Consider the following 23,442-nt stretch of genomic DNA (forward strand, 5'->3'; position numbering starts at 1 on the left):
TCGAAATGAAGCCATCACTTCGCTCATCGAACGATCGGGCATGCTAATCGTGCAATCGCGCAAGTACCTGGACGGGATCAGCGAGAGTCGCGTTGGATGGTAAGCGCTCCAAGCATCGATTACCTGCTCCGGTGGGAATGGGTCTTTCCCATTCGGCCACTCATGGTAGGAGGCTGCAGGCTGCTCGAAAGGCCAGGTTCCTGCACTCGAATTCAGCGCGTTAAAACATGGGAGGCTCTGCCGAAAAGAAGAGTCGTTTGCCTGACGACATCATCGGCATTTGGTTGAGCAGACGGCCCGCCTCTATCGCGATGACGCGACGGAATGTCTGGTTTCGGGCTTCTCACCGCTAAGAAACCAATGCCATGGTTTGTCGTCCAGGCGCGCCCTCAATCTCAGTCTCAATGTAGTGAGGCGTGAGTCGAAATGGTTGCCTTACTTGGTCGCGCCCTCGATGATCCACGCTTGGACCCGAGCTGGCGCGACCGAATAATACCAACACTCGCACCTGCAACGCGCGGTGTGAGGCGTCTATCTCGTAAGCGCCATCCAGAATAGACGAGGCTGATCAGAGGAGCCGCCGGTGATCTGCTAGCAGAGCTGGAAGAAAGCAGGCATTGGCACCAGCTTTTTCAAACCCTATCCGAGCAGTGATCGAGACATGCACTTCCCATCTATTGCGGATTACAGAGAAGGATTGATACAGCCATAGTATAAGACCGCCAATGCGCTAACTATACGGCGCACCGAAGACATACTTTTCCCGGATCGCGCCCTCCGCCGCTGGGCGTTGTAGATGCTCCTTGAACGAGCTCCTTAGCACGCGAGCTGCGAAGAGAGGTGGTCGCCCAACTGCGTCGATACCGGCGGCGATGCGGGACTATTTTCTTCAATTGATGTAATTATTGCTGCAAGCGTCGCATAGATGTTTGATTTGCTCCGGTGTAACTTTCGGGAGCGAGAATGATGGCCAACGCGCTCGAGATCTATAAGGCTCATCCGGTACGATCGCAGCTCGGCATGAGAGCGGCACAATATGTCCGCATGTCGACACAACGGCAGCAATACTCGATTCAGAATCAGGCTGCTGTGATTGCAGCATACGCGCACGCCCATAGCCTGACCATTGTACGAACCTATCGCGATGAGGGAGAGAGCGGCCTGCTCATCAAGAACAGGGCCGGTCTTATACAGCTCATCAAGGATGTCCAAACAGGAGCAGCCGATTTCGGTCATATTCTGGTCTATGACGTAAGCCGGTGGGGCCGCTTTCAGGACGTCGATGAGAGCGCGTATTACGAATTCGTGTGCAAACAGGCAGGCATCAACATCGTGTATTGTGCTGAGCAGTTTGATAATGACGGCAGCGTGCTCTCCAGCATCATCAAAAACATCAAGCGCGTAATGGCGGCCGAGTACAGTCGTGAGCTTTCGGCGAAGGTTCACGCTGCGCAGTGCCGGTTCGCCCGACTTGGCTTCAAGCTTGGAGGTCGCCCTGGTTATGCTCTCTTGCGAGAACTTGTCGATCAGAGTCAGCGGTCGCGAGGCGTGCTGAAGAACGGTGACCAAAAATACCTCATGACTGATCACGTCCGAGTGCGCCCCGGCATTCCCGAGGAAGTAGCCGTGGTCAAGTGGATCTTCGAGCGCTTTCTGCAGATAAAGTCGGAAGCGATTATCGCCCGGGAGCTAAACCGGAGGGCCATACTCACGAGCACGGGAGTTCGGTGGACGCGCGCAGCGGTTAACATGGTGCTTAGAAACGAGAACTACATTGGAAACCTGACCTTCAACCGCCGATCACGCAAGCTGCGGCGGACCTGCACCTGCAATCCTCCCGAGCTTTGGATCACCAGCGAGAGATGTATCGAGCCGATCATCGAACGCGAAGTCTTCCTGAAAGTAAACAAGATCATTGAGGAACGGCGTGTCGATATCACTGAAGAGGAGATGCTTGCCCGTCTACGCAAAACGCTGCTCAAGGAAGGGCGCCTGAGCTCTGCTATCATAGCCAGCACGGTCGGCCTTCCCTGCGCTTCCACCTATCAAACTCACTTCGGCAGCATGATGAACGTGTATCGCTTAATCGGCTACACTCCCAAGCGAAACTATGCATTTCTCGAGTCGCGCCCGCGCTGGGCAGAGCAAGAGGCCAAGCTCGGCTCTCACATCGCCATGGCCATCAGGAAAGCTGGTGGTCGCATCATCTCTAGCAACCGGACCGATTACTTGCGCGTGCGTGGATCGGTCAACATCTCAATTCGATCAGCCCTCTGCTGCGGAAGGCAAAATCGAGCGCCGTATTGGTCGATCAAGCGCAGGGCACGCCTGCCTCAGGGCTGGATCGCCGCCATCAGGCTGTCTGAGCATAACGAGTCAGTGCTCGATTACGTGCTGCTGTCGGCCGACGGGAAAGCGAAACGAACCATAAACTTTTCTGAGAGGGCTCGCGTTCGCCGTGGAATCGCTCGCTTCGATACCCCTGACGCTTTGGCTCGAGCGATCGCCAAGCTAGTAACACTTAAAGACCGTTGTGCGCCAGCACCACAGGACAAGCGATCGAGACCAAAGCAGCTCAACACCAAGAACGCCCGCACGCGGCGCTGATCAGACGCAGGCACAAAACTCCGCAAAGCAGTGCTTCTTAATATTTAGAAGCTTGTCCAGATTTCGAGCGCCTTCGCTCTTGCCGCGTGCCGCATCATGTTCCACTCCAAGTCCGTGATCATGCCCTGACCGATTTCCACGCCAGGCTGGCTGAACATACGACAGCCGATCCGACGCTCTTTGTTCAGCCGCATTTTCGGGTTTGCTCGCAATCCGGCGCCATTCACAGCAGTGGAGCACAGGGTGACCGAGCCGCGTGGCATCTCTAAAAAAACAAGCTGCGGCTTACGCTGGCTGCGAGTCGCTTTCGGCGTTCACCGAATGGGTTCGACGCGGAATCATGCCTAGACCGATTCCCGGAACCACGCAAATGGGATAGAAAAGCTATTGACGCGGCCCTTGACCGGCTATCTGGTTTACAGCCTAAGATTGAAGCTCAACTAACACCATACGACGCATGGAAGGCTTCCCAGAATGCGAGTGCGGCTGAAAGGGATCAACTGGTCCATAAAAAGCTCGCTGACGGTACATCGAAGACCTACTGGTACGCTTGGAAAGGAGGCCCGCGCATTGACGCGGAACCCGGCACACCGGAGTTTATGCGGCTCTACAACGAAGCAGTGTCGTCGTACACAACGAAGACTGCCGAGACGTTCAGCTCGCTCATCGACTACTTCAAGGACTGTAGCGAGTACAAAGATCTCGGCGACAAGAGTAAGCGCGCTTACGACGGATATCTCAAGCTCATCGAGGCCAAGTTTGGATCGATGCCAATCGGCGCTCTCGAAGAGGGGTGACTTCAAAGAGTTTCGTGATTCATTCTCCGATACGCCGCGCAAGGCGGACTACGTTTGGACAACGATCGCGCGTGTTCTGTCGGTTGCGAAGGATCGCGGCAAGATCGCAGTGAACGTTTGCGCGCGGCTTTACGACTCTGATCGATCGGAGATCGTGTGGAGCGCCGAGGACATCCGGGCCTTCTGCAGCGTTGCGTCCGTTGAGCTGCAGGCGGCTCTACTGCTTGCACTGTGGACGGGCCAGCGCCAAGGGGACCTGCTGCGCCTAACTTGGAAGGACTACGATGGCACGTACATCCGGATGCGTCAGTCTAAGGGACGCGGCAGCAAGGGCAGGCGCCGTGTAACCATACCGGTGGGGCCGACGCTAAAGGCGGCGCTTGATGCTGCGCTCAAGGAAAAGCGCTCTGCAGTGACCATTTTGGTCAATTCGTTCGGACGGCCGTGGACGGAGGACGGCTTCAGGACGAGCTGGGACAAGACCTTTAAGAAAACGTCCTTGAAGGACCTGCACTTTCATGATTTGCGCGGCACTGCTGTTACGCGCCTCGCGCTATCCAACTGCTCGGTGCCGGAGATCGCCTCGATCACCGGCCACTCGATGAAGACCGTGCAGGAGATTCTGGACGCGCACTACCTGGGTGGCCGGCTCGAACTCGCGGAGTCAGCGATCAAAAAGCTGAGCGAAGTGTACGGGTAGGAACCACGGATTGGGATCTCGGTCGCCAAGGCTTCTGCGTGAGAGAGTGCTCCACGCCGCCGCGGAAACGAGCTAGCCGCTGCGGTAACGCGCAGCCATCCCGCCATCGGCGTACGGACAATGAACAGATTTCTCAAACCGGACGTCAAACCGAATGGTCCGTTCTGACGTGCACTGCTGTAAGTGCTTGATTTGCTTGGTGGGCGCACCAGGGCTCGAACCTGGGACCCGCTGATTAAGAGTCTCGAATTGTCCGTTTTGCACTCGGGAACCGCCAATTGCCGCATGTAATGAGAGGCGCGCTTCTCGAAGAGCAGATTTCGCATACACCTTGGACGGGTGGCCGATCCGAAGGGCCTCGCGCACTCACAAGTACCGCGTTCAAGATATGCCGAAGCGTAAGATCGATAGACTCGCTCGCGCCAAAGCCCGGCCCGATCCTGCACAGTGGGGGGAGGACGAAGTGATGACGCTGATCGAGGCCGTTACCGTATTTTTTCCGCACGGTCCATTGACCTTATCATCGTTGCGCAGGGCCGCAGCGACTGGGACTCTTGAAATTGCCAAAGTGGCAGGCAAAGATTTGACCACACCTCGCGCCATCCGCAAACTGGTCAAGCCGTCATGCCGGGCCGCAAAGCCAAGCCACCACGACTCTGGTTCCGAGACGACGATGAGACCTGGATCATCCTCGACCGCGGCCGGCAGATCCGCACAGGCTTCGGCCGCGACGACATTGATGGCGCTGCGAAGGCACTCGAAACCTACATCGGCGGGCGACATACAAGTACAATCGGCGCCACTGACCCGGGCGCCCTCGCCATAGCTGATGTTCTCACTGCTTACGAGATTGCAAAGCGCCCCAAGGATAAGAGCGACCAACGCGCGTGGGCACAACACGATCTGCTGCTCATTCGCTTGCTCGACCTCAACACCTTCTTTGGCGACAAGACGGTCAGCGAGCTCAAAGCCCAACTCTGTCGTGATTTCGTAGACTGGTCTACTGGCACGCCGAACGAGAACAACAGAAAGGCAGGCATCAAGCCCCGCAACAGCTCGGTCTCAGATCAGACCGCGCGACGCCGACTTGAGGATTTGCGGGCTGCGGTCAACGTCTATCACGCAGAACACACACTTAGCGTGGTCCCAAAGATCACCCTGCCTCCAAAGGCGGAGGGGCGTCACCGGTGGCTAACACGCAATGAAGCCGCTCGCTTACTCGCAGCAGCGATTGGTTACGTGTGGGACAATGAGCGAGAGACCTGGAAGCGTGGTGAAGATGGCAAGCTTTTGAGACGTGAGCGGTGGATCATCCGCCGTCGCTATCCGGCGGCGCGTTTCATGTTGGTCGGCATTTACAGCGCGCGCCGCGAAGAGACGATCCGCCGCACACAGTGGCTATCGACAACGACTCATCCTTGGATGAATCTGGACGCGATGGTGTACCAAGGCAAGGGAGCCTTGGAGCGGTCGACCAAGAAGCGACGCCCGCCCGCGAAGATCGCCAGCCGGCTGCGCCCTCACCTAGTCCGCTGGCGTAAGATCGACGAGAAGCGTTCCTCCGAACTCAGAGCAGCGGGCGTCATGAGGAACGGCGAGCAGATACGATTCATCGTCAACCGCATCCACGATGGCCAGCCGCTTGCCGGCAAGATCAGGTCGGCTTGGGAAGCAATTCTGGAGGATGCGGGACTGGGCGATGATGTGGTTCGCCACTCCTTGCGCCACACCGCCGCGACTTGGCTCATGCAAGCTGGCGTCGATATGTGGGAAGCCGCTGGCTGGCTTGGGATGACCGTGGAGCAGCTGGAAGCCAACTATGGCCATCACCATCCAGATTTCCAGGAAGAGGCGGCCGAAGCGTTTGGGGGACGACGCTAATTCCCCTTGCGGTTAGCAACGTCTGTCAGAAAATAGAGCGACCAAAATACAGTCACCGACAAGAACGATAAAAGCATAGACAGGATCAAGCTACCGATTGCCCAGACCGCTGTTCGAGCCAACGGAGCACTTGCTGTCCAGCTGATAACCGCGTCCCTCATCAAGCCAGCGCCCACGACAGCGAATAGCGTCACAAGGCCCAAGAAGCTCAGATAACCTAGCAGAAAGCAAAGGAATTGGCGCATAGTCAGGGCGTCATTGTCCAGCCAAAGCTCAGCTCCCATTGGCCTTCGATCAATGTTGTTACCTGGCGCGCCCATCGATACTGCCGCCAGCGCCCCCACCATAAACGGTACAGCCATGATCAATAGGTCTCTGGCAAACCGCAATAACCCAGCATCGCCGAACAGTGGGGCGCGTGGTTGGACGCCTACGTAAACGATCCATGCCACCAGTGCGACGGATAATGGAACGATCACGTCATACCGGCGCTTCTCTGGATGACGGATAGAAAGGTAGCGGATAGGAGCAAGCAGGCGCAGTCGCGAATGCGTCCCGCCCTGTTCCACGTCCAGATACTCTATCCGTGACCTTTCCATAGCGAGTCTTTGTCCAGCAAGGCTTCCATCTGCTTCACGACATCGCGGTTGACTGTCGTGTACCACTCTCTGGCTGCCTGGAGAGATATTACATCTTTTGTGCAGATCATCAGATCCGAAGCGCCGGCAAGTGCATCCGGCAACGACCCGGTGATCATCGCACCGTTTACGTGCCGGAATGACACCTTAATCTTGTACCCGCGCTGTGTGTAGTAGGTTCGCAGGGCGTTCATCCATTCGAAACGTGCTTTAGGGTCGTTTGGTCCCTGCTTGGCGGACACCTTCAATTGAACTTGGGCGTCAAATTCCTCATTGATCACATGGGTTTTACCGGCAATCGATTGTTTTTCTTTGCTCTTGGTAAAGATTAGATAGGAAATTTCAGCACCTGGACCAGTGGCAAACCCGACGTTCCGTCCAACATCGGCGTGGAGTTCCAGGCGGGGATTGAATCGGTAGGGCTTGAGCACATTTCCTCGTTTCGGATCTGGCACCGGTACGTCAAATGAGAGTTCGTCCTGCGTTGCCCATCGGCGAAGCTGCCGACACAGGAAATCCTCAATCATTTTCGGTTTATTGAGTGTGCAACTTCGATCACACATCGGTAGTCGCCGCTATCAACGGCCACGACCGGGGTGCGAACGACCACATGGGCTGACACGCACCCGCGTTCATTTTCGTGGCCGGAGATATCCCGTCCGTTCAAGTTTGCCGTGTCGACGACGGAGAATGTTGTCTTTTGCTGATCAACGTATTCCAGCAGAAGCTGATAGTATCGAAAACCGTCGCGTGTATGAGACTTGAGATCTCGGAGCCAGATGAAGTTCAATCCGGCGCACCGGATTTTCCGCTCATCGTCCGTCTCTTCGGACTCTCTCTCGGTCTCTGACTTTCCGAAAAACTCAATAGCCCACGCTGCTTTTCGTCGCTCCTCGAGAGCGTCGAACATGCTCTTGCCGGAGACGATCGGAACTTTGGCGTGGCTCGGAGCCTTTGAAATCGACCGAGCAACCAATCGATTTAAAAGAACAATCCTCTGAAATGGACTCGACACTCAGCCCTCCCTGCGGAAGCTGATATGTCACAACCCACGCTTGAGGAAGAGGTCGTGAGCGCGTTATCCCCGGAGGCAAGAGGCTTTTCATTGCGCATTTCATTGCGGAACGACGCCCCGGAAACTATAAGTAGTTGAAATCTTGGTCGGAGTGGCAGGATTCGAACCTGCGACCCCTGCGTCCCGAACGCAGTGCTCTACCGGGCTGAGCCACACTCCGACAAGAAGGCGGCTTATAGCGTCGGGCTTGACGCACTGCAAGCGGCCGAGGTGAGGAATTTTATCCCTGTGAAAACGGGTGTCGAGACGCTGATTTTGCCGGCCGGCGCGGCCGGCGCGGAAGCCGCCGCCCGGCGACTTGCGGCCGGCGGGCTGGTCGCGTTTCCGACCGAGACGGTCTACGGGCTCGGGGCGGATGCCGCCAATGCCGCCGCGATCGCCCATCTCTACGCCGCCAAGGGCCGGCCGGCGTTCAATCCGCTGATCGCGCATGTCGCGGACCTCAAGGCCGCGAGGCGGATCGGGCGGTTCGATGCGCGGGCGCTGGCGCTTGCGGAGGCGTTCTGGCCGGGGCCGCTGACGCTCGTGGTGCCGAAGGCCGAGGACTGCACGGTGGCGGATCTCGCCACCGCCGGCCTCGACACAGTGGCAATCCGCATTCCCGCCCACCCCGTCGCACAGGCGATCCTGCGCGCCTTCGGCGGCGCCGTGGTCGCGCCGTCCGCCAATATCTCCGGCCACGTCTCGCCGACGCTGGCCGCCCATGTCGAGAGCGACCTTGCCGGGCGGATCGACCTGATCATTGACGGCGGGCCTGTGACGGTCGGCGTGGAATCCACGATTATCGGCTGCTTCGACGCGCCGATGCTGCTTCGTCCCGGCGGGCTGTCGCGCGAGCGGATCGAGGCGGTGCTGGGCGCGAAGCTGGCGCGGCCGCCGGCGGAGGCTGGCAGCGACGACAGCCAGCCGCTGGCCCCGGGCATGCTGGCCTCGCACTACGCACCGCGCGCCCATGTGCGGCTCAATGCACGTGAGGTCGCGCCGGGCGACGCGCTGCTGGCGTTCGGCCCGGAGCGCCTGCCCGGCCTTGACGCCGCCTCGGCCGTCATGAATTTGTCGCCCACCGCCGATCTCGATGAAGCCGCGGCCAATCTGTTCGGCTATCTTCGCAGCCTCGATGCGAAAGCGCCGCGGGCGATTGCGGTGATGCCGATTCCCGAAGATGGTCTGGGCGAGGCGATCAACGACCGGCTGCGCCGCGCCGCGGTGGCGCGTTGAAGCAAGAGACGAGGACATGAACATCAACAAGCCTGCCACCCCGCCGCTTGCGCCCGAATTGATCGAGCAATTCCGCAAGATCGTCGGCGACCGCCATGCCATCACCGACCCGACTGACATCGAGCCTTACGTCACCGAGGAGCGCAATCTGTTCCACGGCCGCTCGCCGCTGGTGCTGCGCCCGGGCTCGACGGCGGAGGTTTCCGCGATCTGCAAGCTCGCCTCCGCGCACAACATCGCGCTGGTGCCGCAGGGCGGCAACACCGGGCTCGTCGGCGGCCAGACGCCGCACAATGGCGAGGTGGTAGTGTCGCTGCGCCGGCTCGATAAGATCCGCGAGGTCGACACCGCCTCCAACACCATGACAGTGGAAGCCGGCGTGGTGCTGCAGATCGCGCAAGCCAAGGCCTCCGAGGTCGACCGGCTGTTTCCGCTGTCGCTCGGCGCGGAAGGCAGCTGCACCATCGGCGGCAACCTCTCGACCAATGCCGGCGGCACCGCGGCGCTCGCCTATGGCGTCGCGCGCGAGATGGCGCTGGGCCTCGAAGTGGTGCTCGCCGATGGGCGCGTGCTCAATTCGCTGTCAAAGCTGAAGAAGGACAACACCGGCTACAATCTACACAACCTCTTCATCGGCGCCGAAGGCACGCTCGGCATCATCACCGCGGCGACGCTGAAACTGTTTCCGAAGCCGCGGGCGATCGAGACCGCCTTCGTCGGGCTGAAATCGCCGGCGGCGGCGCTGAGGCTGCTCACCATCGCGCAAGGCGAAGCCGCCAATGCGCTGACGAGCTTCGAGCTGCTGTCGGAGCTGGCGGTGGATTTCTCGGTCCGCCACGGCATCGACGTGCGCGATCCGCTCGCAGAGAAGCATCCCTGGTACGTGCTGATGGAATTGTCATCGCCGAGCGAGGATGCCCGCACGCCGCTGGAGACGATCCTGGGCCGTGCCATGGAGGAGGAGATCGTCGACGACGCCGTGATCGCGGCGAGCCTCGCCCAGCGCGGCGCGTTCTGGAAGCTGCGCGACGAGATGTCGGCGGCGCAGAAGCCGGAAGGCGGCTCGATCAAGCACGACATCTCCGTCCCGGTTGCGGCCGTGCCCGAATTCATCGCGGAAGCCGATGCGGCCGTGGTGAAGCTGATCCCAGGCGCCCGGCCGGTGCCGTTCGGCCATCTCGGCGACGGCAATCTGCATTACAACGTCAGCCAGCCGATCGGCGCCGACACCGCCGATTTCCTCGCGCGCTGGCATGATGTGAACGCGGTGGTGTTCGAGATCGTGCTGCGCATGGGCGGCTCGATCTCGGCCGAGCACGGCATCGGCGTGCTCAAGCGCGACGAGCTCCCCGAGGTGAAGGACAAAACCGCGATCGAGCTGATGCGCTCCATCAAGACGATGCTCGATCCGCTCGGCATCATGAATCCGGGGAAGGTGCTGTGAGCGCTTCCCTTGCGATCGATGCGATCACCGATGCCGACGTCGAGGGCGTGGTCGCGCTGTGGCAGCGCTGCGGCCTGACGCGCCCCTGGAACGACCCGCATGCCGACATCGCACTAGCGCGGCGGCGCGACAATTCCACCGTGCTGGTCGGCCGCGACAATGGCGCGATCGTCGCCACCGTGATGGTCGGCCATGACGGCCATCGCGGCTGGGTCTATTACGTCGCCGTCGATCCCAGCTGTCAGAAGCACGGCTTCGGCCGCATCATCATGGCGGCGGCCGAGGACTGGCTGCGAAGCGCCGGGATTTTGAAGCTGCAGCTCCTGGTCCGTCGCGAGAACGCGCAGGCCAACGCGTTCTATGGCTCGCTCGGCTTCGAGCTGTCGACATCCCTGATGTTCCAGAAGTGGCTCGACGGCCGTGCGACCACGCCAAGCAATTGAGATCGAGGCATGACCCTTTCCGACCGCGTCCGCATCAAGGACGTCCGCGTGCTCTCGGACGGTTGGACCACGCTGAAGACCACGACCTTCGAATACCGGCGCGCAAGTGGCGAGTGGCAGACCCAGCATCGCGAGACCTATGAGCGCGACAACGCTGCCGCCGTGCTGCCATATAATCTCGCGCGACGGACCGTGATCCTGGTGCGCCAGTTCCGCCTTCCGGCCTTCATCCGCGGTTACGACGACCTCTTGATCGAGGCCGCCGCCGGCGTGCTCGACAACGCCGAGCCCGAGGAGCGCATCCGCGCCGAGGCGGAGGAAGAGACCGGCTATCGCCTGCACCATGTCCACAAGGTGTTCGAGGCCTTCATGAGCCCCGGCGCCATCACCGAGAAGCTGCATTTCTTCGTCGCCGAATACGAGCCCGAGATGCGGGTGAGCGACGGCGGCGGCCTGGAGCACGAGGGCGAGGACATCGAGGTGCTGGAGCTGTCCATCGACGAGGCGCTGGCGATGATCGCCGACGGCCGCATCATCGACGCCAAGGCGATCATGCTGCTGCAGTATGTGGCGCTGCATGTGTTCAGGTGACCTTGCGGCTGTCCTTCCTTCTCCCCTTGTGGGAGAAGGTGGCGCGAAGCGCCGGATGAGGGGTTCTCTCCACTTGTGAGATCGTTCGTGAGGATGGATACCCCTCACCCGTCTCGCCGCTATGCGGCGATCCACCCTCTCCCACAAGGGGAGAGGGGAGGAGCGCAGCTCGCTCTATCAAGCCTGCAATTCAGACCTGCGCCGCCGCTCCCCCCCGGTTGAGCAACCGCAAAACTATCTCTAGTCTGTCGTCAACCAACAACCAGGAGACGCGCCATGTCCGCTCCGCGCGACGATGAATTCGGCTTTGCGCCCGACTACGATTCCCCCGTCCCCTACATGCAGCGCACCCGGGATTATTACGCGGCGATCGGCTACACCACGCCGTACCGCTGGGCGCATTACACCGAGGCACCGTTCCAGCCGCTGAAAAAAACGCTGGCCCAATCGCGCGTCACCATCATCACCACCGCGGCGCCCTACGATCCGGCCAAGGGCGACCAGGGGCCGGGCGCGGCGTATAATGGCAGCGCGAAGTTTTATCAGGTCTATGACGGCGACACGTCGAAAAAGCACGATCTGCGCATCTCGCACATCGGCTACGACCGTAAGCACACCTCAGCCACCGACAGCGGCACTTGGTTTCCGCTGCCGCAGCTGTTGAAGGCGAGCGCCGCCGGCCGCATCGGCGAAGTGAGCCAGCGCTTCTTCGGCGCGCCGACCAACCGCAGCCATCGCGTGACGCTCGACACCGACGCGCCGGAGATCCTGGCGCGCTGCCTCGCGGACAAGGTCGACGTCGCGGTGCTGGTGCCAAACTGCCCGGTCTGCCACCAGACCACTGCGCTGGTGGCGCGGCACCTGGAGCGCAACGGCATTGCCACCGTGGCCATGGGCTGCGCCAAGGACATCGTCGAGCACGCGGCCGTGCCGCGCTTCCTGTTCTCCGACTTCCCGCTCGGCAATTCCGCCGGCAAGCCGCACGACATCGCGTCGCAGGCCCAGACGCTCGAGCTCGCGCTCCGGCTGCTGGAGAGCGCGAGCGGTCCGCAGACCACGATGCAATCGCCGCTGCGCTGGAGCGAGGACGCCTCCTGGAAGCTCGACTACAACAACGTTGCGCAGCTCTCGCCCGAAGAGCTGGCTCGCCGCCGCGCCGAGTTCGACAAGCAGAAGGAGATCGCGCGCGGCAACCGCGCCGCCTGACGTCCTCCAACAACAATAAGCCGAGGGAGAGCGAGGTGACGCGACCGTTCGAGGGCGTGAAGATCCTGGATTTTACGCAAGTGCTGGCCGGCCCCTATGCGAGCTACCAGCTCGCGCTGCTCGGCGCCGACGTCATCAAGATCGAGCGGCGCGAGGGCGAGGACATGCGCCGCACGCCGCTCAGCCGCGAATGGGCCGAGCGCGGGTTGGCGCCGGCGTTTCAGGCCGTCAACGGCAACAAGCGCAGCCTGACGCTCGATCTGCAGAAGCCGGAGGCGATCGCGATCGTGAAGAAGCTCGCAAGCCGTGTCGACGTGGTCATGGAGAATTTCCGGCCCGGCGTGATGGACAAGCTCGGCATCGGCTACGAGGCGCTGGCGGCGATCAACCCGAAGCTGATCTATTGCGCGGTCTCCGGCTTCGGCCAGACCGGCCCCGATCGTTTGCGGCCCGGCTATGACGGCAAGATGCAGGCGCTGTCGGGCATCATGGCGATCACCGGCCACCCCGAGACGGGGCCGACGCGCGCGGGATTCGCCGTGTGCGATGTGCTCTCGGGCGCCACCGCTGCCTTCGGCGTCTCGAGCGCGCTCTATCAGCGCGACCGCACCGGCAAGGGGCAGCTGATCGACGTCTCCATGCTGGAGGCGACGCTGGCGTTTCTCTCGGGCCAGATCGCCGACTGGTCGGTCGCCGGACATCGACAGCAGCTATCGGGCAATCAGGCGGTGAGCCGCCGGACCACGGCGAATTTGTTCAAGTGCGGCGACGGCCATATCCTGCTCGCCGTCAACAACGAGAAGCAGTACCGCGCGCTGATGGCTGCGCTCGGGCGCGAGGATACGCTGTCAGATCCGCGCTTTGCCGACTGGTTCTCGCGCAACGAGAACGAGGGCGCGCTGCGCGCCATCATCGAGCAGGCGCTGGCAAAACGGCCGGCACGCGAATGGGAGACAATTCTTGAGGACGCCGGCGCGCCCTGCGCCAGCATCTGGAAGGTCGAGGAGGTCATCGACCATCCCCAAATCAAGGCGCGCGGCGCGATCCAGGAGCTGGACACGGAATACGGCCGCCTGCGCTTTGCCGGCAGCGGCTTCAAGCTGGCCCATGGCGGCGGCAGGCTGGATCGCATGGCGCCGGAGCTGGGCGCGGATACGGACGCGGTGCTGGGCGAGCTGGGATTCGATGCGGGAGAGATCGCGGGCTTGAGGGCGCGGGAGATTGTGTGACGGCAGCGCCTCACACTCAGTCGTCGTCCCGGGGCGCGCGTAGCGCGAACCCGGGACCCATAACCACAGGATCGCGTTTGACGAAGACTCGTGGTGAACAGTTTGCGCCATAACCTCATCCTGTGGCTATGGGTCCCGGATCGGCGCGCGCTTTGGGCGCGCTTGTCCGGGACGACAGCGGAGTGAGTGGCGGCATCGCGCCTAGAACAACGACCCCTGCCCGTCATCCGCCGGACTAGCGGCAACCTTCCGCACCGCCTTCTTCGGCTTCGCCGCCTCGGCTTCCGCCTCGATCTCCTCCGCACTGATCGGCAGCACGAGCTGCTCGTCATCATTGGCGACGCGGTTGACGCGGGTGGAGACCGGGTGCCAGGCGAATTCGCCGGCGCGCGGGGGCCTCATCAAGGGCAGGATCGCGTCGATCTCGTCGCCCTTGCTGTCGAGCCAGCGCTCGAAGTCGTGCGGGCTGATGGTGACTGGCACGCGGTCATGCAGCGCGGCGAGATCCTCGCCCGCCGCGGCGGTGACGATCGCGACCGTGTCGAGTTCCTCGCCGTTCGGACCGACCCAGGTCTCGAACACAGCGGCAAAGCCGAGCGGCTCACCGTCGGCACGGTGGATGAAAAAGGGCTGCTTGCGGCCGGTTTGCGTCTTCCACTCGTAATAACCATCGGCCGGAATCAGGCCGCGCCGGCGGCGAATCGCGTTCTTGAACGCAGGCTTCTCCAGCACCGTCTCGGAACGGGCGTTGATCAGGAGCGTGAACCCGCGGGGGTCCTTGACCCAGCCGGGCAGAAGACCCCAGCGCATCAGGCGGAAATGGCGCGCGCCGTTCTCGAGCAGCACCACCGGAATCGGTTGCGTCGGGGCGACATTGTACCGGGGCGGGAAATTCGGCTGCTCGACATAGCCGAACAGTTGCCGCAAAGCCGCGGGGGCCGAAGTTATGACGAAGCGTCCACACATCCTTGGAGGCCTATATAGGGTCCGTTCAGGTCCTTTTAACCCCGAACGTTAACACTGCGGCAGATGAGCTCAACGGCCTCCCAACCCGCGCGGACGCATGTACAGACGGGCCCTGAGGCGACCGCCTGGGCCGAACGGCTGCGCGTGGCCAACATCAATCCGCGCACCGGGCTTGCCACCGACTATCTCAACCATTTCAATGAAGCCGTGATGCTGCTCGAAATGGTGCCAGATATGCCGGAATGCGCCGAGGACTTCCTGACCTGGACGCCGCTGTCCTATGCCGAGCATTTCACGGCGTCGAATTTCAAGGCGCGGGATTTGGCGATCGAAGCCTATGAGAAAGCCGATCCCAACGTGCGTGCCCAGTTCGACCACTTGACGGATACCATGACCTCGATTCTGACCGCGGTCGGCTCGGCTATGCGCGAGGTCGAGAAGGACACGACGCGGGTCCGCCTCGCCGAGCAGGCCACGCTTTGGGTCAAGCCCCTGATCGCAGCCTGCGGCGGCATCATCAATGGCGGGGCGGAAGCCGACGTCGACACCATCATGGCGAACTCATCCGGATAGGTGACGCGATTGGCCGCAATCGTCCATCCTGCCCATCCCCAGCTTGCGGTCAGCGCGGCGATCTTCCGCGACGGCAAGGTGCTACTGGTCCGCCGCGCCCGCTCGCCGGCCAAGGGCTTCTATTCGCTGCCGGGTGGCCGGGTCGAGTTCGGCGAATCGCTGCATCAGGCCCTGAGCCGCGAGGTCGACGAGGAAACCGGCCTTTGCATCGAGATCATTGGCCTCGCCGGCTGGCGCGAGGTGCTGCCGGCCGCGGCCGGCGCCGGCCATTACCTGATCATGTCCTTTGCCGCGCGCTGGACGGCCCGGGAGCCGGCGCTGAACGACGAGCTCGACGATCACCGCTGGATCGCCCCTGGCGCCCTGGCAAGCCTCGGCGACCTCAAGCTGACCGGGGGGCTCGAGGAGGTCATCCTGTCCGCTCACCGGCTGCTTGGAGCCTGACCGCCCGCCTTGCGCCAGCCGTCCCGAGGGGGCATACAGCCGCCGATGTCGTCGCGATTTCTGGCCATTTTTGTCCTGATTCTCGCCTGCGCCTCCGTGCCTGCGAGGGCCCAGGACGTGGCGGCGCCGTTTGACGGCGAACTGCAGCGGCTGGCCGAGATCCTCGGCGGCCTGCACTATCTGCGCGGCATCTGCGGGGCCAACGAGGGTAACAAATGGCGCAATGAGATGCAGGCGCTGATCGATGCCGAGACCCCCTCCGGCGAGCGCCGCACCCGCATGATCGCCGGCTTCAACCGCGGCTATAACGGTTTTCAGCAGACCTATCGCAGCTGCACGCCGGCCGCGATGGTGGCGATCCGCCGCTACATCGAGGAAGGCTCGAAGATCTCGCGCGATCTCACGGCGCGCTACGCGAACTAGCTACCCCGTCATTCCGGGGCTCGCGCGCGAGAGCCCGGAATCCATTCATCCACCGTCTCTGATGCCCGATGGATTCCGGGCTCGCGCGAGGCGCGCCCCGGAATGACGGCGCGGTCGACGCATGTGCGGGCCTGGAACCCTGTCATCGACTTTGTTCACAGCCGTTAACCGTTCTTAAAGATGTGGCCTAGCGGTCGTTAACGCCCGTGCTACACCTCTCGCACAGCGCATCGCCGTGGATCGCGCCCCAGCCTGACCGAGTTTCATGAGCCAGCCGATTTCCTACGCCCCCGCCCGCGCGCCGCTGCCCGATCACGAGCAGAAACAGGCCGCACTGAGCTATCTCAACGAGGCCTGGGCCGAGGCGCGTCATGACGGCGTCGACGGCGACTGCCTGGCGCAGGCGAGCCTGTTCGCGGCCCTCGCCGAGCTCGTCGGCACCTATGGCGAGGACGCAGTGGCAAAGTTCGTCGAGGGCTTTCCCGGCCGCATTCGCAACGGCGAATTCTCGGTCGGCATCTGCAGGCAGTAAGCCGTCCTGAAAATGACCCCGCCACGCGGGCGGGGCCAGTTGACGGATGAATGACTTGGCGAAAGGCGTCGCGAAGTCTGCCGCTCTTATCGCACGGAAGCCGTTGCCGGCGGACAAGCATTAGTCTCGCGATGACCGGGAGATGTTCCCGACAGACCCGGGAACGCGCGCCTCAGTCCGTCTCGATCGGCAGCGCCGGATCCCTCGCCCATTCGCCGATCGAAGCGTCGTAGAGCGTCAGCTTGTCGTAGCCGAGCTGCGTCAGCAGCAGGAGGTCGATCGTCGCCGAGATGCCGCCGCCGCAATAAAGAATCACGTTCTTTTCGCGCGTGACGCCCTGGGCGGCGAACTTCGCTTGCGCATCCGCAAGATCCGCCAGCGTCTTGTCGGCATTCACGAGTGTGGCTGCGGGAACGTTGACGCTGCCGGGAACGCGGCCCGGCCGGCCATAGCGGCTCGGCTCGAGGCCGCGGTGAAACTGCGGCCCGAGCGCGTTGACGATGATGGTTGCGGGATCGCCGATCTTCGCCAGCACGGCTTCCTTGTCGACGAAGCAGCCTGGGCGCGGCGCCGCCTTGAAGGCCGTCACCGGATAGCCTTTCGGTGCGCCCGTCTCGGTCGGCCGTCCCTCCTGCTGCCATTTGTCGAAGCCGCCGTCGAGCACGTGGGCATCGACGCCGAGCGCGCGCAGCATCCACCAGAACCGTGTTGCCCACATCATCGTCCCGATGCTGTAGAGCACGATTGTTTTGCCCGCATCGAGGCCGTGGCGGCCGAAGGCGGCCTCCAGCTGGGCGACATCGGGCATCATGAAGAAGTGTTGCGACGAGGCGTCAGAAAACTCGCCTTGCAGGTCGAGGAAATCGGCGCCGGGGATATGGCCGGCGGCGAACGTCTTGTCACCGGGCACCGCGCGATACGGCACGTCGCTGCCCGGCGGGACTGGTTCGTTGTACGTCGTGCAGTCGTAGAGGCGAAGTTTGGGATCGCCGAGCATGGCAGCGAGTTGCTCGGTGGTGATGAGGGCGGTTGGCTGTGACATCCGACTACACTCCCGTTCGAGAGGAAGTGTAGACCGCTCCTCTCGTCATTGCGAGCGCAGCGAAGCAATCCAGAGTCTTTCCGCGGCGACAGACTGGATTGCTTCGCTGCGCTCGCAATGACGTGTGGGGAAGCAGTGTGCATCCCCACACGTCACCCTACTGCTTCAGCGTCTCCAGGAACCGCACCGGCTCGCCCTGCGCGGCCGCCACCAGCTCGCCCTGCCACATCACGCGACGGCCGCGGATAAAGGTGCCGACCGGCCAGCCGGTGACGCGAACGCCATCATAGGGCGTCCAGCCGGCCTTGGACGCCACCCATTTGTTGGTGATGGTCTCGCTGCGCTTCAAATCCACGATGGTGAAGTCGGCATCGTAGCCGGCGGCGATCCGGCCCTTGCAGGCCATGTTGTAGAGGCGCGCGGGACCGGCACTAGTGAGGTCGACGAAACGTGCCAGCGAGAGCCGGCCCGCATTGACGTGATCGAGCATCACAGGCACCAGCGTCTGCACGCCGGTCATGCCGGAAGGCGAAGCGGGATAGGTCTTCTGCTTCTCCTCCAGCGTATGCGGGGCGTGGTCGGAGCCGAGCACGTCGATGATGCCCTGTTCGATGCCGCGCCAAATGCCGGCACGATGATCGGCGCCGCGCACCGGCGGGTTCATCTGCGCCAGCGTGCCGAGCCGCTCGTAGCATTCCGGCGCGACCAGGGTGAGATGGTGCGGCGTCGCCTCGCAGGAGGCGACATCCTTGTGGTCGCGCAGGAACTCGATCTCCTCCTTGGTGGAGATGTGCAGCACGTGAATACGCTTGCCGGTCTCGTGCGCGAGCTTGACGAGGCGCTGCGTCGCCATCAGCGCCGCGGTCTCGTCGCGCCAGACCGGATGCGAGCGCGCATCGCCCTCGATGCGCAGCGATTTGCGCTCGTTGAGGCGGTATTCGTCCTCGGCGTGGAAGGCGGCGCGGCGGCGGATCACCTGGAAAATGCGGCGCAGGCTCTCGTCGTCCTCCACCAAAAGCGCGCCGGTGGACGAGCCGATAAACACCTTGACGCCGGCGCAGCCGGGTGCGCGCTCCAGCACAGGCAGGTCCTGCACGTTCTCGCGGGTGCCGCCGATGAAGAAGGCGAAATCGCAATGCATGCGGTGATGGGCGCGCTTCACCTTGTCGGTGAATTCCGCCTCCGTCACGGTCAGCGGCGAGGTGTTCGGCATCTCGAACACGGCGGTGACGCCGCCCATCACGGCGCTGCGCGAGCCGGTCTCGAGGTCTTCCTTGTGCGTCAGCCCGGGCTCGCGGAAATGCACCTGCGTGTCCATCACGCCGGGCAGGATGTGCAGACCCTTGCAGTCGATCACCTCGGCGGCCGAGCCTTGCGACAGCGGACCGAGCTCGGCGATGCGGCCGCCCGTGATGCCGATATCCCGCACGCCCTCGCCGTCCTGGTTGAAGACGGTGCCACCCTTCAGGATCACATCGAAACGCTGGGTCATTGGGCCTCTCTCATCCTCAGGGCGCAGGGCTCGAGGTCTTGTCGTTTATGCGTTGCGGGCTTACGTTCCGGAGCAACATGTCGCAAGAGATTTTCGCATGAAATCGGCGTTTCTTCCCGACCGGGGCGTGATCAAAGTCGCGGGTGAGGATGCGCGCAACTTCCTCAATGGCCTCGTCACCACCGACCTGGACAGGCTGAAACCTGGTCTGGGGCGATTCGGCGCATTGCTGACGCCGCAGGGCAAGATCATCGTGGATTTCCTGATCACGGAAGCGTCCGCGGGCCACGGCGGCGGGTTCCTGATCGACTGCCCCAAGGCGCTGGCGGACACCCTCGCCACCAAGCTGAAATTCTACAAGCTGCGCGCCAAGGTCACCGTGGACAAGCTCGACCTCGGCGTGCTCGCGGCCTGGGACGGCGAGCCGACGGCGCAGCCCGACCTTGCCTTTGCCGATCCGCGGGCTGAGGGGCTCGGCACCCGCATCCTGGTCCAGGAAGATCTCAAGCAGAAACTGTCCGATCTCATTGGCGCCGAGCTGGTCGATGCAGCCGAGTACGAGGCGCATCGCATTGCGCTCGGCGTGCCGCGCGGCGGGCTCGATTTCATGTACAGCGATGCGTTCCCGCATGAGACCAACATGGACCGCCTCGCCGGCGTCGATTTCGACAAGGGCTGCTATGTCGGCCAGGAGGTCGTCTCGCGCATGCAGCATCGCGGCACCGCGCGCACGCGCAGCGTGAAGGTGCTGCTCGAGGACGCCTCGCCCGAGCCTGGCACAACCATTCTCGCCGGCGACAAGCCGGTCGGCACCATCGGCTCGACGGCCGGCGGCAAGGGCATCGCGCTGGTGCGCATCGATCGTGTCGCCGATGCACTCGATGCAGGCCAGCCGCTCACCGCTGGGGGGCTGGCTTTGACACTCGCTGAACCAGACGTCGTTCGCATTCCAGCCAAGCAGCCGATCGCATGAGCCGCGCTGCCCGCTTGCATCCCGATGGTCTGACCCGCTGCCCCTGGCCGGGCGAAGATCCGCTTTACGTCGCCTATCACGACACCGAATGGGGCGTGCCGGAATACGACGACCGCGCGCTGTACGAGAAGCTGATGCTGGACGGCTTCCAGGCCGGCCTGTCCTGGATCACGATCCTGCGCAAGCGCGACAATTTCCGCAAAGCCTTCGACGATTTCCAGCCGGAGAAGATCGCGCGTTACACGCCCAAGAAGGTTCACGCGCTGATGAACGATGCGGGTATCGTGCGCAACAAGGCCAAGATCGAAGGCGCGATCCTGAGTGCAAAGTCATATCTCGACATCATGGAGAAGGGCCCGGGCTTCTCGAAGCTGCTGTGGGACTTCATGGACGGACGGCCCAAGGTCAACCAGTTCAAGACCACGGCAAGCGTGCCGGCCTCGACGCCGCTCTCGGTGCAGATCTCCAAGGAGCTGTCCTCGCGCGGCTTCAAATTCGTCGGCCCGACCATCGTCTATGCCTTCATGCAGGCGACCGGCATGGTCAACGACCACCTGGTCGACTGCCACTGTCATGCGACTTGCAGCAAGACCCAGCGCAAGCTGCGCCTCAAGGCCAAATGACGGCGAAGAAGGCAGCGCGCAACGAAGAGGTCCGCGCCTGGCAGCGCATGCTGTCGGGCCGGCGGCTCGACCTGCTCGATCCTTCCCCGCTCGACATCGAAATCGGCGACATCGCGCACGGGCTGGCGCGGGTGGCGCGCTGGAACGGACAGACCCTCGGCGCGCACATCTTTTCGGTCGCGCAGCATACGCTGCTGGTAGAGACCGTGCTGCGGCATGAGATACCCCGCGTCGACCAGCGCGTGCGGCTCGCGGCCCTGCTGCATGATGCGCCGGAATATGTGATCGGCGACATGATCTCGCCGTTCAAGGCCGTGCTCGACGGTCATTACAAGGCCGTCGAGAAGCGGCTGCTCGGTGCCATCCATATCCGCTTCGGTTTGCCGCCGGTATTGCCAGATGACATCACGCAGGCCATCAAGGCCGCCGATCGCGGCGCGGCCTATCTCGAGGCGACCGAGCTCGCCGGCTTCAGCGCAAGCGAAGCGCGGCGCCTGTTCGGCAAGGATCCGGGTCTCTCCGACAGCGTCCGACGCGACTATCTGACGCCCTGGACCGCGGCGCGGGCCGAGAAGCAGTTTCTGGAGCGGTTTGGCGCCGTGTTTGCGTAGCATTATTCCTTCGTAGGGTGGGCAAAGCGAAGCGTGCCCACCGAACCAAGCGACATGCGCGCAATTGCGAAATGGTGGGCACGGCGCGATGCGCCTTTGCCCACCTACGAGCGCTCGCTATAATCGGGCGCAAAAAGGTTCGCCATGATCCACGTCTGTTCCCTCGCCGCGCTTCCCGAGACCGTCCGCCTCACCAAGGCCAGTCACGTGCTAACCGTGATGGCCAATGTCGAGCAGGTGGCGCGTCCGGTCTCGGTGCTCCCGGCCAACCACCTCAAGGTGTCGATGGACGACATCACCGAGGAAATGGACGGCTTCGTCGCGCCGTCGGAGACGCATATCGAGCAGGTGCTCAACTTCGTGCGCGGCTGGGACCGCAGCGCCCCGCTGGTGGTGCATTGCTACGCCGGGATCAGCCGCTCCACCGCCAGCGCGTTCGCGGCCGTTTGCGCGCTTAATCCAAATCGCGACGAGATCGAGATCGCCAGGAAGATTCGCGCGGCCTCGCCGATCGCCTCGCCCAATCGGCGCATCGTCGGCCTCGCCGATCGTGCACTCGGACGCAACGGCCGCATGCTGCGCGCGCTCGACGAGATGGGCCCCGGCGCGATGATGGTGGAAGGCCGCCCCTTCGCGATCGAGCTCGAATGACAGCTGGTTGTCACGATGGAGGTGCGCCCCCTCTCCCGCCTGCGGGAGAGGGTTGGGGAGAGGGTATCTCGGCGACGAAGACTCCCCCAGAGGATAGAGCCCCCTCCCGCCTCGCATCTGTCGATGCGACGCGACCTCTCCCGCAAGCGGGAGAGGTGCACCGAGTCCGCGGATGGGCCGTCTTAACCAAGCGGCATTCTGTTCAATTCAACGACACGGCAGCCGCATGAGCGAGACGCTGCTGACGCCAATCGAAATCGGCCTCACCGCCGCTATCGTCGCGATCGAGAACCACGAGCCGTTGATCCTCACTGCGCATAGCAGCGACGGGCTTGCCGGCCTGCCGTTCGGCCCGTTCGACGCGGTGAGCCATCGCACGTTCGAGATCGGCCTGCGCGCTTGGGTCGAGCAACAGGCGGGGCTGCGGCTCGGCTACGTCGAGCAACTTTACACGTTCGGCGATCGCGGCCGTCATGCCGAGGCCGGCGACACCGGCGCCCACATCGTTTCGATCGGCTATCTCGCGCTGACGCGCCCGGCGGGCGGCGAGCTCGCGACAAACGCGGCGAGCTTCGCGCCCTGGTATCGCTTCTTCCCCTGGGAAGACTGGCGGGACCAGCCGCCGGCGATCATCGCCCGCGACATCATCCCTGCGCTGACCGAATGGGCCGAGGAGGAGACGGCGGAGACGATTCGCGCACTGCCGCGGAAGGATCGCGTGCGGTTCTATTTCGGTCTCGACGGCGCACCCTGGGACGAGGAGCGCGTGCTCGACCGCTACGAGTTGCTCTACGAGGCCGGGCTGATCGAGGAGGCCCGCCGCGATGGCCGTCCTGCGGCATTGGCGCGCAAGACGCTTCCCCCGCTCGGGACCTCGATGCGGTTCGACCACCGCCGGATTCTCGCCACGGCAATCGCGCGGCTGCGCGCAAAGCTGAAGTATCGTCCTGTGGTCTTTGAACTTTTGCCGACCGAATTCACACTCACTGAACTGCAGCACACGGTGGAGGCGATCTCCGGCCGGCACCTGCACAAGCAGAATTTCCGCCGCCTGGTCGAGATGGAAGCCCTGGTCGAACCGACCGGGGTGATGTCGACACAGACGGGCGGACGGCCGGCAGCGCTCTACCGCTTCCGCCGCGAGGTGCTCCAGGAGCGGCCCGCGCCGGGCTTGCGCGTTCGCTCCCGGCGCTAGAGCATGATCCGGAAAAGTGCGTTGCGGTTTTCCGGTAAGATCATGCTCAAGAAATTAAGATCCTGATATCAGTGGTATCGGCCCCTGC

25 protein-coding genes and 1 tRNA gene are annotated in these 23,442 nt (G+C 62.8%); 19 read left to right on the top strand and 7 right to left on the bottom strand.

Features of this window, described 5'->3' with window-relative positions:
• Window positions 1–963 precede the first annotated feature (963 nt).
• The 4 genes from I6F24_RS18255 (at window position 964) to I6F24_RS18270 (ending at window position 5,985) form a co-directional block, all read left to right on the top strand.
• Window positions 964–2,607: a recombinase family protein gene (locus I6F24_RS18255; protein ID WP_225128272.1), complete on the top strand. Its 1,644-nt coding sequence runs from the start codon at window positions 964–966 to the stop codon at window positions 2,605–2,607.
• Window positions 2,608–3,206: 599 nt separating this feature from the next.
• On the top strand, window positions 3,207–3,404 hold the full coding sequence (locus I6F24_RS18260; RefSeq protein ID WP_225128273.1) for a hypothetical protein: 198 nt from the start codon (window positions 3,207–3,209) through the stop codon (window positions 3,402–3,404).
• On the top strand, window positions 3,367–4,104 hold the full coding sequence (locus I6F24_RS18265; protein ID WP_225128274.1) for a tyrosine-type recombinase/integrase: 738 nt from the start codon (window positions 3,367–3,369) through the stop codon (window positions 4,102–4,104). The genes I6F24_RS18260 and I6F24_RS18265 overlap by 38 nt, the downstream gene beginning before the upstream one ends.
• Window positions 4,105–4,728: 624 nt before the next feature.
• On the top strand, window positions 4,729–5,985 hold the full coding sequence (locus tag I6F24_RS18270) for a tyrosine-type recombinase/integrase (protein ID WP_225128275.1): 1,257 nt from the start codon (window positions 4,729–4,731) through the stop codon (window positions 5,983–5,985).
• Here I6F24_RS18270 and I6F24_RS18275 read toward each other — a convergent pair.
• From I6F24_RS18275 to I6F24_RS18290, 4 genes are all read right to left on the bottom strand, one after another.
• Window positions 5,982–6,554, bottom strand: coding sequence for a hypothetical protein (locus I6F24_RS18275; RefSeq protein WP_225128276.1), 573 nt, complete (start codon window positions 6,552–6,554; stop codon window positions 5,982–5,984). The genes I6F24_RS18270 and I6F24_RS18275 overlap by 4 nt on opposite strands.
• 11 nt (window positions 6,555–6,565) lie before the next feature.
• Window positions 6,566–7,150 (bottom strand): hypothetical protein, encoded by a 585-nt coding sequence (locus I6F24_RS18280; RefSeq protein WP_225128277.1) that lies wholly within the window; start codon window positions 7,148–7,150, stop codon window positions 6,566–6,568.
• Complete coding sequence (locus I6F24_RS18285; protein WP_225128279.1) at window positions 7,147–7,638, bottom strand: hypothetical protein; 492 nt, start codon at window positions 7,636–7,638, stop codon at window positions 7,147–7,149. The genes I6F24_RS18280 and I6F24_RS18285 overlap by 4 nt, the downstream gene beginning before the upstream one ends.
• Window positions 7,639–7,781: 143 nt before the next feature.
• Window positions 7,782–7,858, bottom strand: a tRNA-Pro gene (locus I6F24_RS18290).
• Window positions 7,859–7,926: 68 nt separating this feature from the next.
• On the opposite strand from I6F24_RS18290, the gene I6F24_RS18295 reads away from it, so the two are divergent.
• From I6F24_RS18295 to I6F24_RS18320, 6 genes are all read left to right on the top strand, one after another.
• The gene (locus I6F24_RS18295) at window positions 7,927–8,916 is read left to right on the top strand and encodes an L-threonylcarbamoyladenylate synthase (RefSeq protein WP_225149071.1); all 990 of its coding nucleotides are present in this window, start codon (window positions 7,927–7,929) and stop codon (window positions 8,914–8,916) included.
• 16 nt (window positions 8,917–8,932) lie between these two features.
• Window positions 8,933–10,360 (top strand): FAD-binding oxidoreductase, encoded by a 1,428-nt coding sequence (locus I6F24_RS18300; RefSeq protein WP_225149072.1) that lies wholly within the window; start codon window positions 8,933–8,935, stop codon window positions 10,358–10,360.
• The gene (locus I6F24_RS18305; protein ID WP_036028283.1) at window positions 10,357–10,803 is read left to right on the top strand and encodes a GNAT family acetyltransferase; all 447 of its coding nucleotides are present in this window, start codon (window positions 10,357–10,359) and stop codon (window positions 10,801–10,803) included. The genes I6F24_RS18300 and I6F24_RS18305 overlap by 4 nt, the downstream gene beginning before the upstream one ends.
• A gap of 9 nt (window positions 10,804–10,812) precedes the next feature.
• The gene (locus I6F24_RS18310; protein ID WP_036028286.1) at window positions 10,813–11,394 is read left to right on the top strand and encodes an NUDIX domain-containing protein; all 582 of its coding nucleotides are present in this window, start codon (window positions 10,813–10,815) and stop codon (window positions 11,392–11,394) included.
• Window positions 11,395–11,670: 276 nt separating this feature from the next.
• Entirely contained in the window at window positions 11,671–12,600 is a 930-nt protein-coding gene (locus tag I6F24_RS18315) for a glycine/sarcosine/betaine reductase selenoprotein B family protein (RefSeq protein WP_225149073.1), read from the top strand.
• Between the two features lie 35 nt (window positions 12,601–12,635).
• Complete coding sequence (locus tag I6F24_RS18320; protein ID WP_225149074.1) at window positions 12,636–13,829, top strand: CoA transferase; 1,194 nt, start codon at window positions 12,636–12,638, stop codon at window positions 13,827–13,829.
• A gap of 201 nt (window positions 13,830–14,030) precedes the next feature.
• On the opposite strand, the gene I6F24_RS18325 is transcribed toward I6F24_RS18320, so the two are convergent.
• Complete coding sequence (locus I6F24_RS18325; RefSeq protein WP_225128292.1) at window positions 14,031–14,795, bottom strand: SOS response-associated peptidase; 765 nt, start codon at window positions 14,793–14,795, stop codon at window positions 14,031–14,033.
• Window positions 14,796–14,858: 63 nt separating this feature from the next.
• Between I6F24_RS18325 and I6F24_RS18330 the strand changes: the two genes are divergently transcribed.
• From I6F24_RS18330 to I6F24_RS18345, 4 genes are all read left to right on the top strand, one after another.
• Complete coding sequence (locus I6F24_RS18330) at window positions 14,859–15,368, top strand: hypothetical protein (RefSeq protein WP_036003651.1); 510 nt, start codon at window positions 14,859–14,861, stop codon at window positions 15,366–15,368.
• Window positions 15,369–15,377: 9 nt separating this feature from the next.
• Window positions 15,378–15,812: an NUDIX domain-containing protein gene (locus I6F24_RS18335; RefSeq protein WP_036003648.1), complete on the top strand. Its 435-nt coding sequence runs from the start codon at window positions 15,378–15,380 to the stop codon at window positions 15,810–15,812.
• Window positions 15,813–15,857: 45 nt separating this feature from the next.
• Window positions 15,858–16,235: a TIGR02301 family protein gene (locus I6F24_RS18340; RefSeq protein WP_036003646.1), complete on the top strand. Its 378-nt coding sequence runs from the start codon at window positions 15,858–15,860 to the stop codon at window positions 16,233–16,235.
• Window positions 16,236–16,500: 265 nt separating this feature from the next.
• On the top strand, window positions 16,501–16,767 hold the full coding sequence (locus tag I6F24_RS18345; RefSeq protein WP_036003643.1) for a hypothetical protein: 267 nt from the start codon (window positions 16,501–16,503) through the stop codon (window positions 16,765–16,767).
• Window positions 16,768–16,939: 172 nt separating this feature from the next.
• Here I6F24_RS18345 and I6F24_RS18350 read toward each other — a convergent pair whose 3' ends face one another.
• A complete protein-coding gene (locus tag I6F24_RS18350) occupies window positions 16,940–17,809 on the bottom strand; it encodes a sulfurtransferase (RefSeq protein ID WP_036028297.1) in 870 nt (289 codons plus the stop codon).
• A 157-nt stretch (window positions 17,810–17,966) separates the two neighbouring features.
• The gene (locus I6F24_RS18355; RefSeq protein WP_036028299.1) at window positions 17,967–19,301 is read right to left on the bottom strand and encodes a dihydroorotase; all 1,335 of its coding nucleotides are present in this window, start codon (window positions 19,299–19,301) and stop codon (window positions 17,967–17,969) included.
• Window positions 19,302–19,398: 97 nt separating this feature from the next.
• Here I6F24_RS18355 and I6F24_RS18360 point away from each other — a divergent pair, with 97 nt between their 5' ends.
• The 5 genes from I6F24_RS18360 (at window position 19,399) to I6F24_RS18380 (ending at window position 23,354) form a co-directional block, all read left to right on the top strand.
• A complete protein-coding gene (locus I6F24_RS18360) occupies window positions 19,399–20,274 on the top strand; it encodes a folate-binding protein YgfZ (protein ID WP_036028301.1) in 876 nt (291 codons plus the stop codon).
• A complete protein-coding gene (locus tag I6F24_RS18365; protein ID WP_036003631.1) occupies window positions 20,271–20,897 on the top strand; it encodes a DNA-3-methyladenine glycosylase I in 627 nt (208 codons plus the stop codon). Before I6F24_RS18360 ends, I6F24_RS18365 begins: the two co-directional genes overlap by 4 nt.
• A complete protein-coding gene (locus tag I6F24_RS18370) occupies window positions 20,894–21,508 on the top strand; it encodes an HD family hydrolase (RefSeq protein WP_036028303.1) in 615 nt (204 codons plus the stop codon). Before I6F24_RS18365 ends, I6F24_RS18370 begins: the two co-directional genes overlap by 4 nt.
• 144 nt (window positions 21,509–21,652) lie before the next feature.
• A complete protein-coding gene (locus I6F24_RS18375) occupies window positions 21,653–22,159 on the top strand; it encodes a protein-tyrosine phosphatase family protein (RefSeq protein ID WP_036028306.1) in 507 nt (168 codons plus the stop codon).
• Window positions 22,160–22,385: 226 nt separating this feature from the next.
• Complete coding sequence (locus tag I6F24_RS18380; RefSeq protein WP_036028309.1) at window positions 22,386–23,354, top strand: NAD regulator; 969 nt, start codon at window positions 22,386–22,388, stop codon at window positions 23,352–23,354.
• Window positions 23,355–23,442 lie beyond the last annotated feature (88 nt).

Origin of the sequence: Bradyrhizobium sp. BRP23 (genome assembly GCF_020194135.1) — a bacterium.
GTDB lineage: Bacteria > Pseudomonadota > Alphaproteobacteria > Rhizobiales > Xanthobacteraceae > Bradyrhizobium > Bradyrhizobium yuanmingense.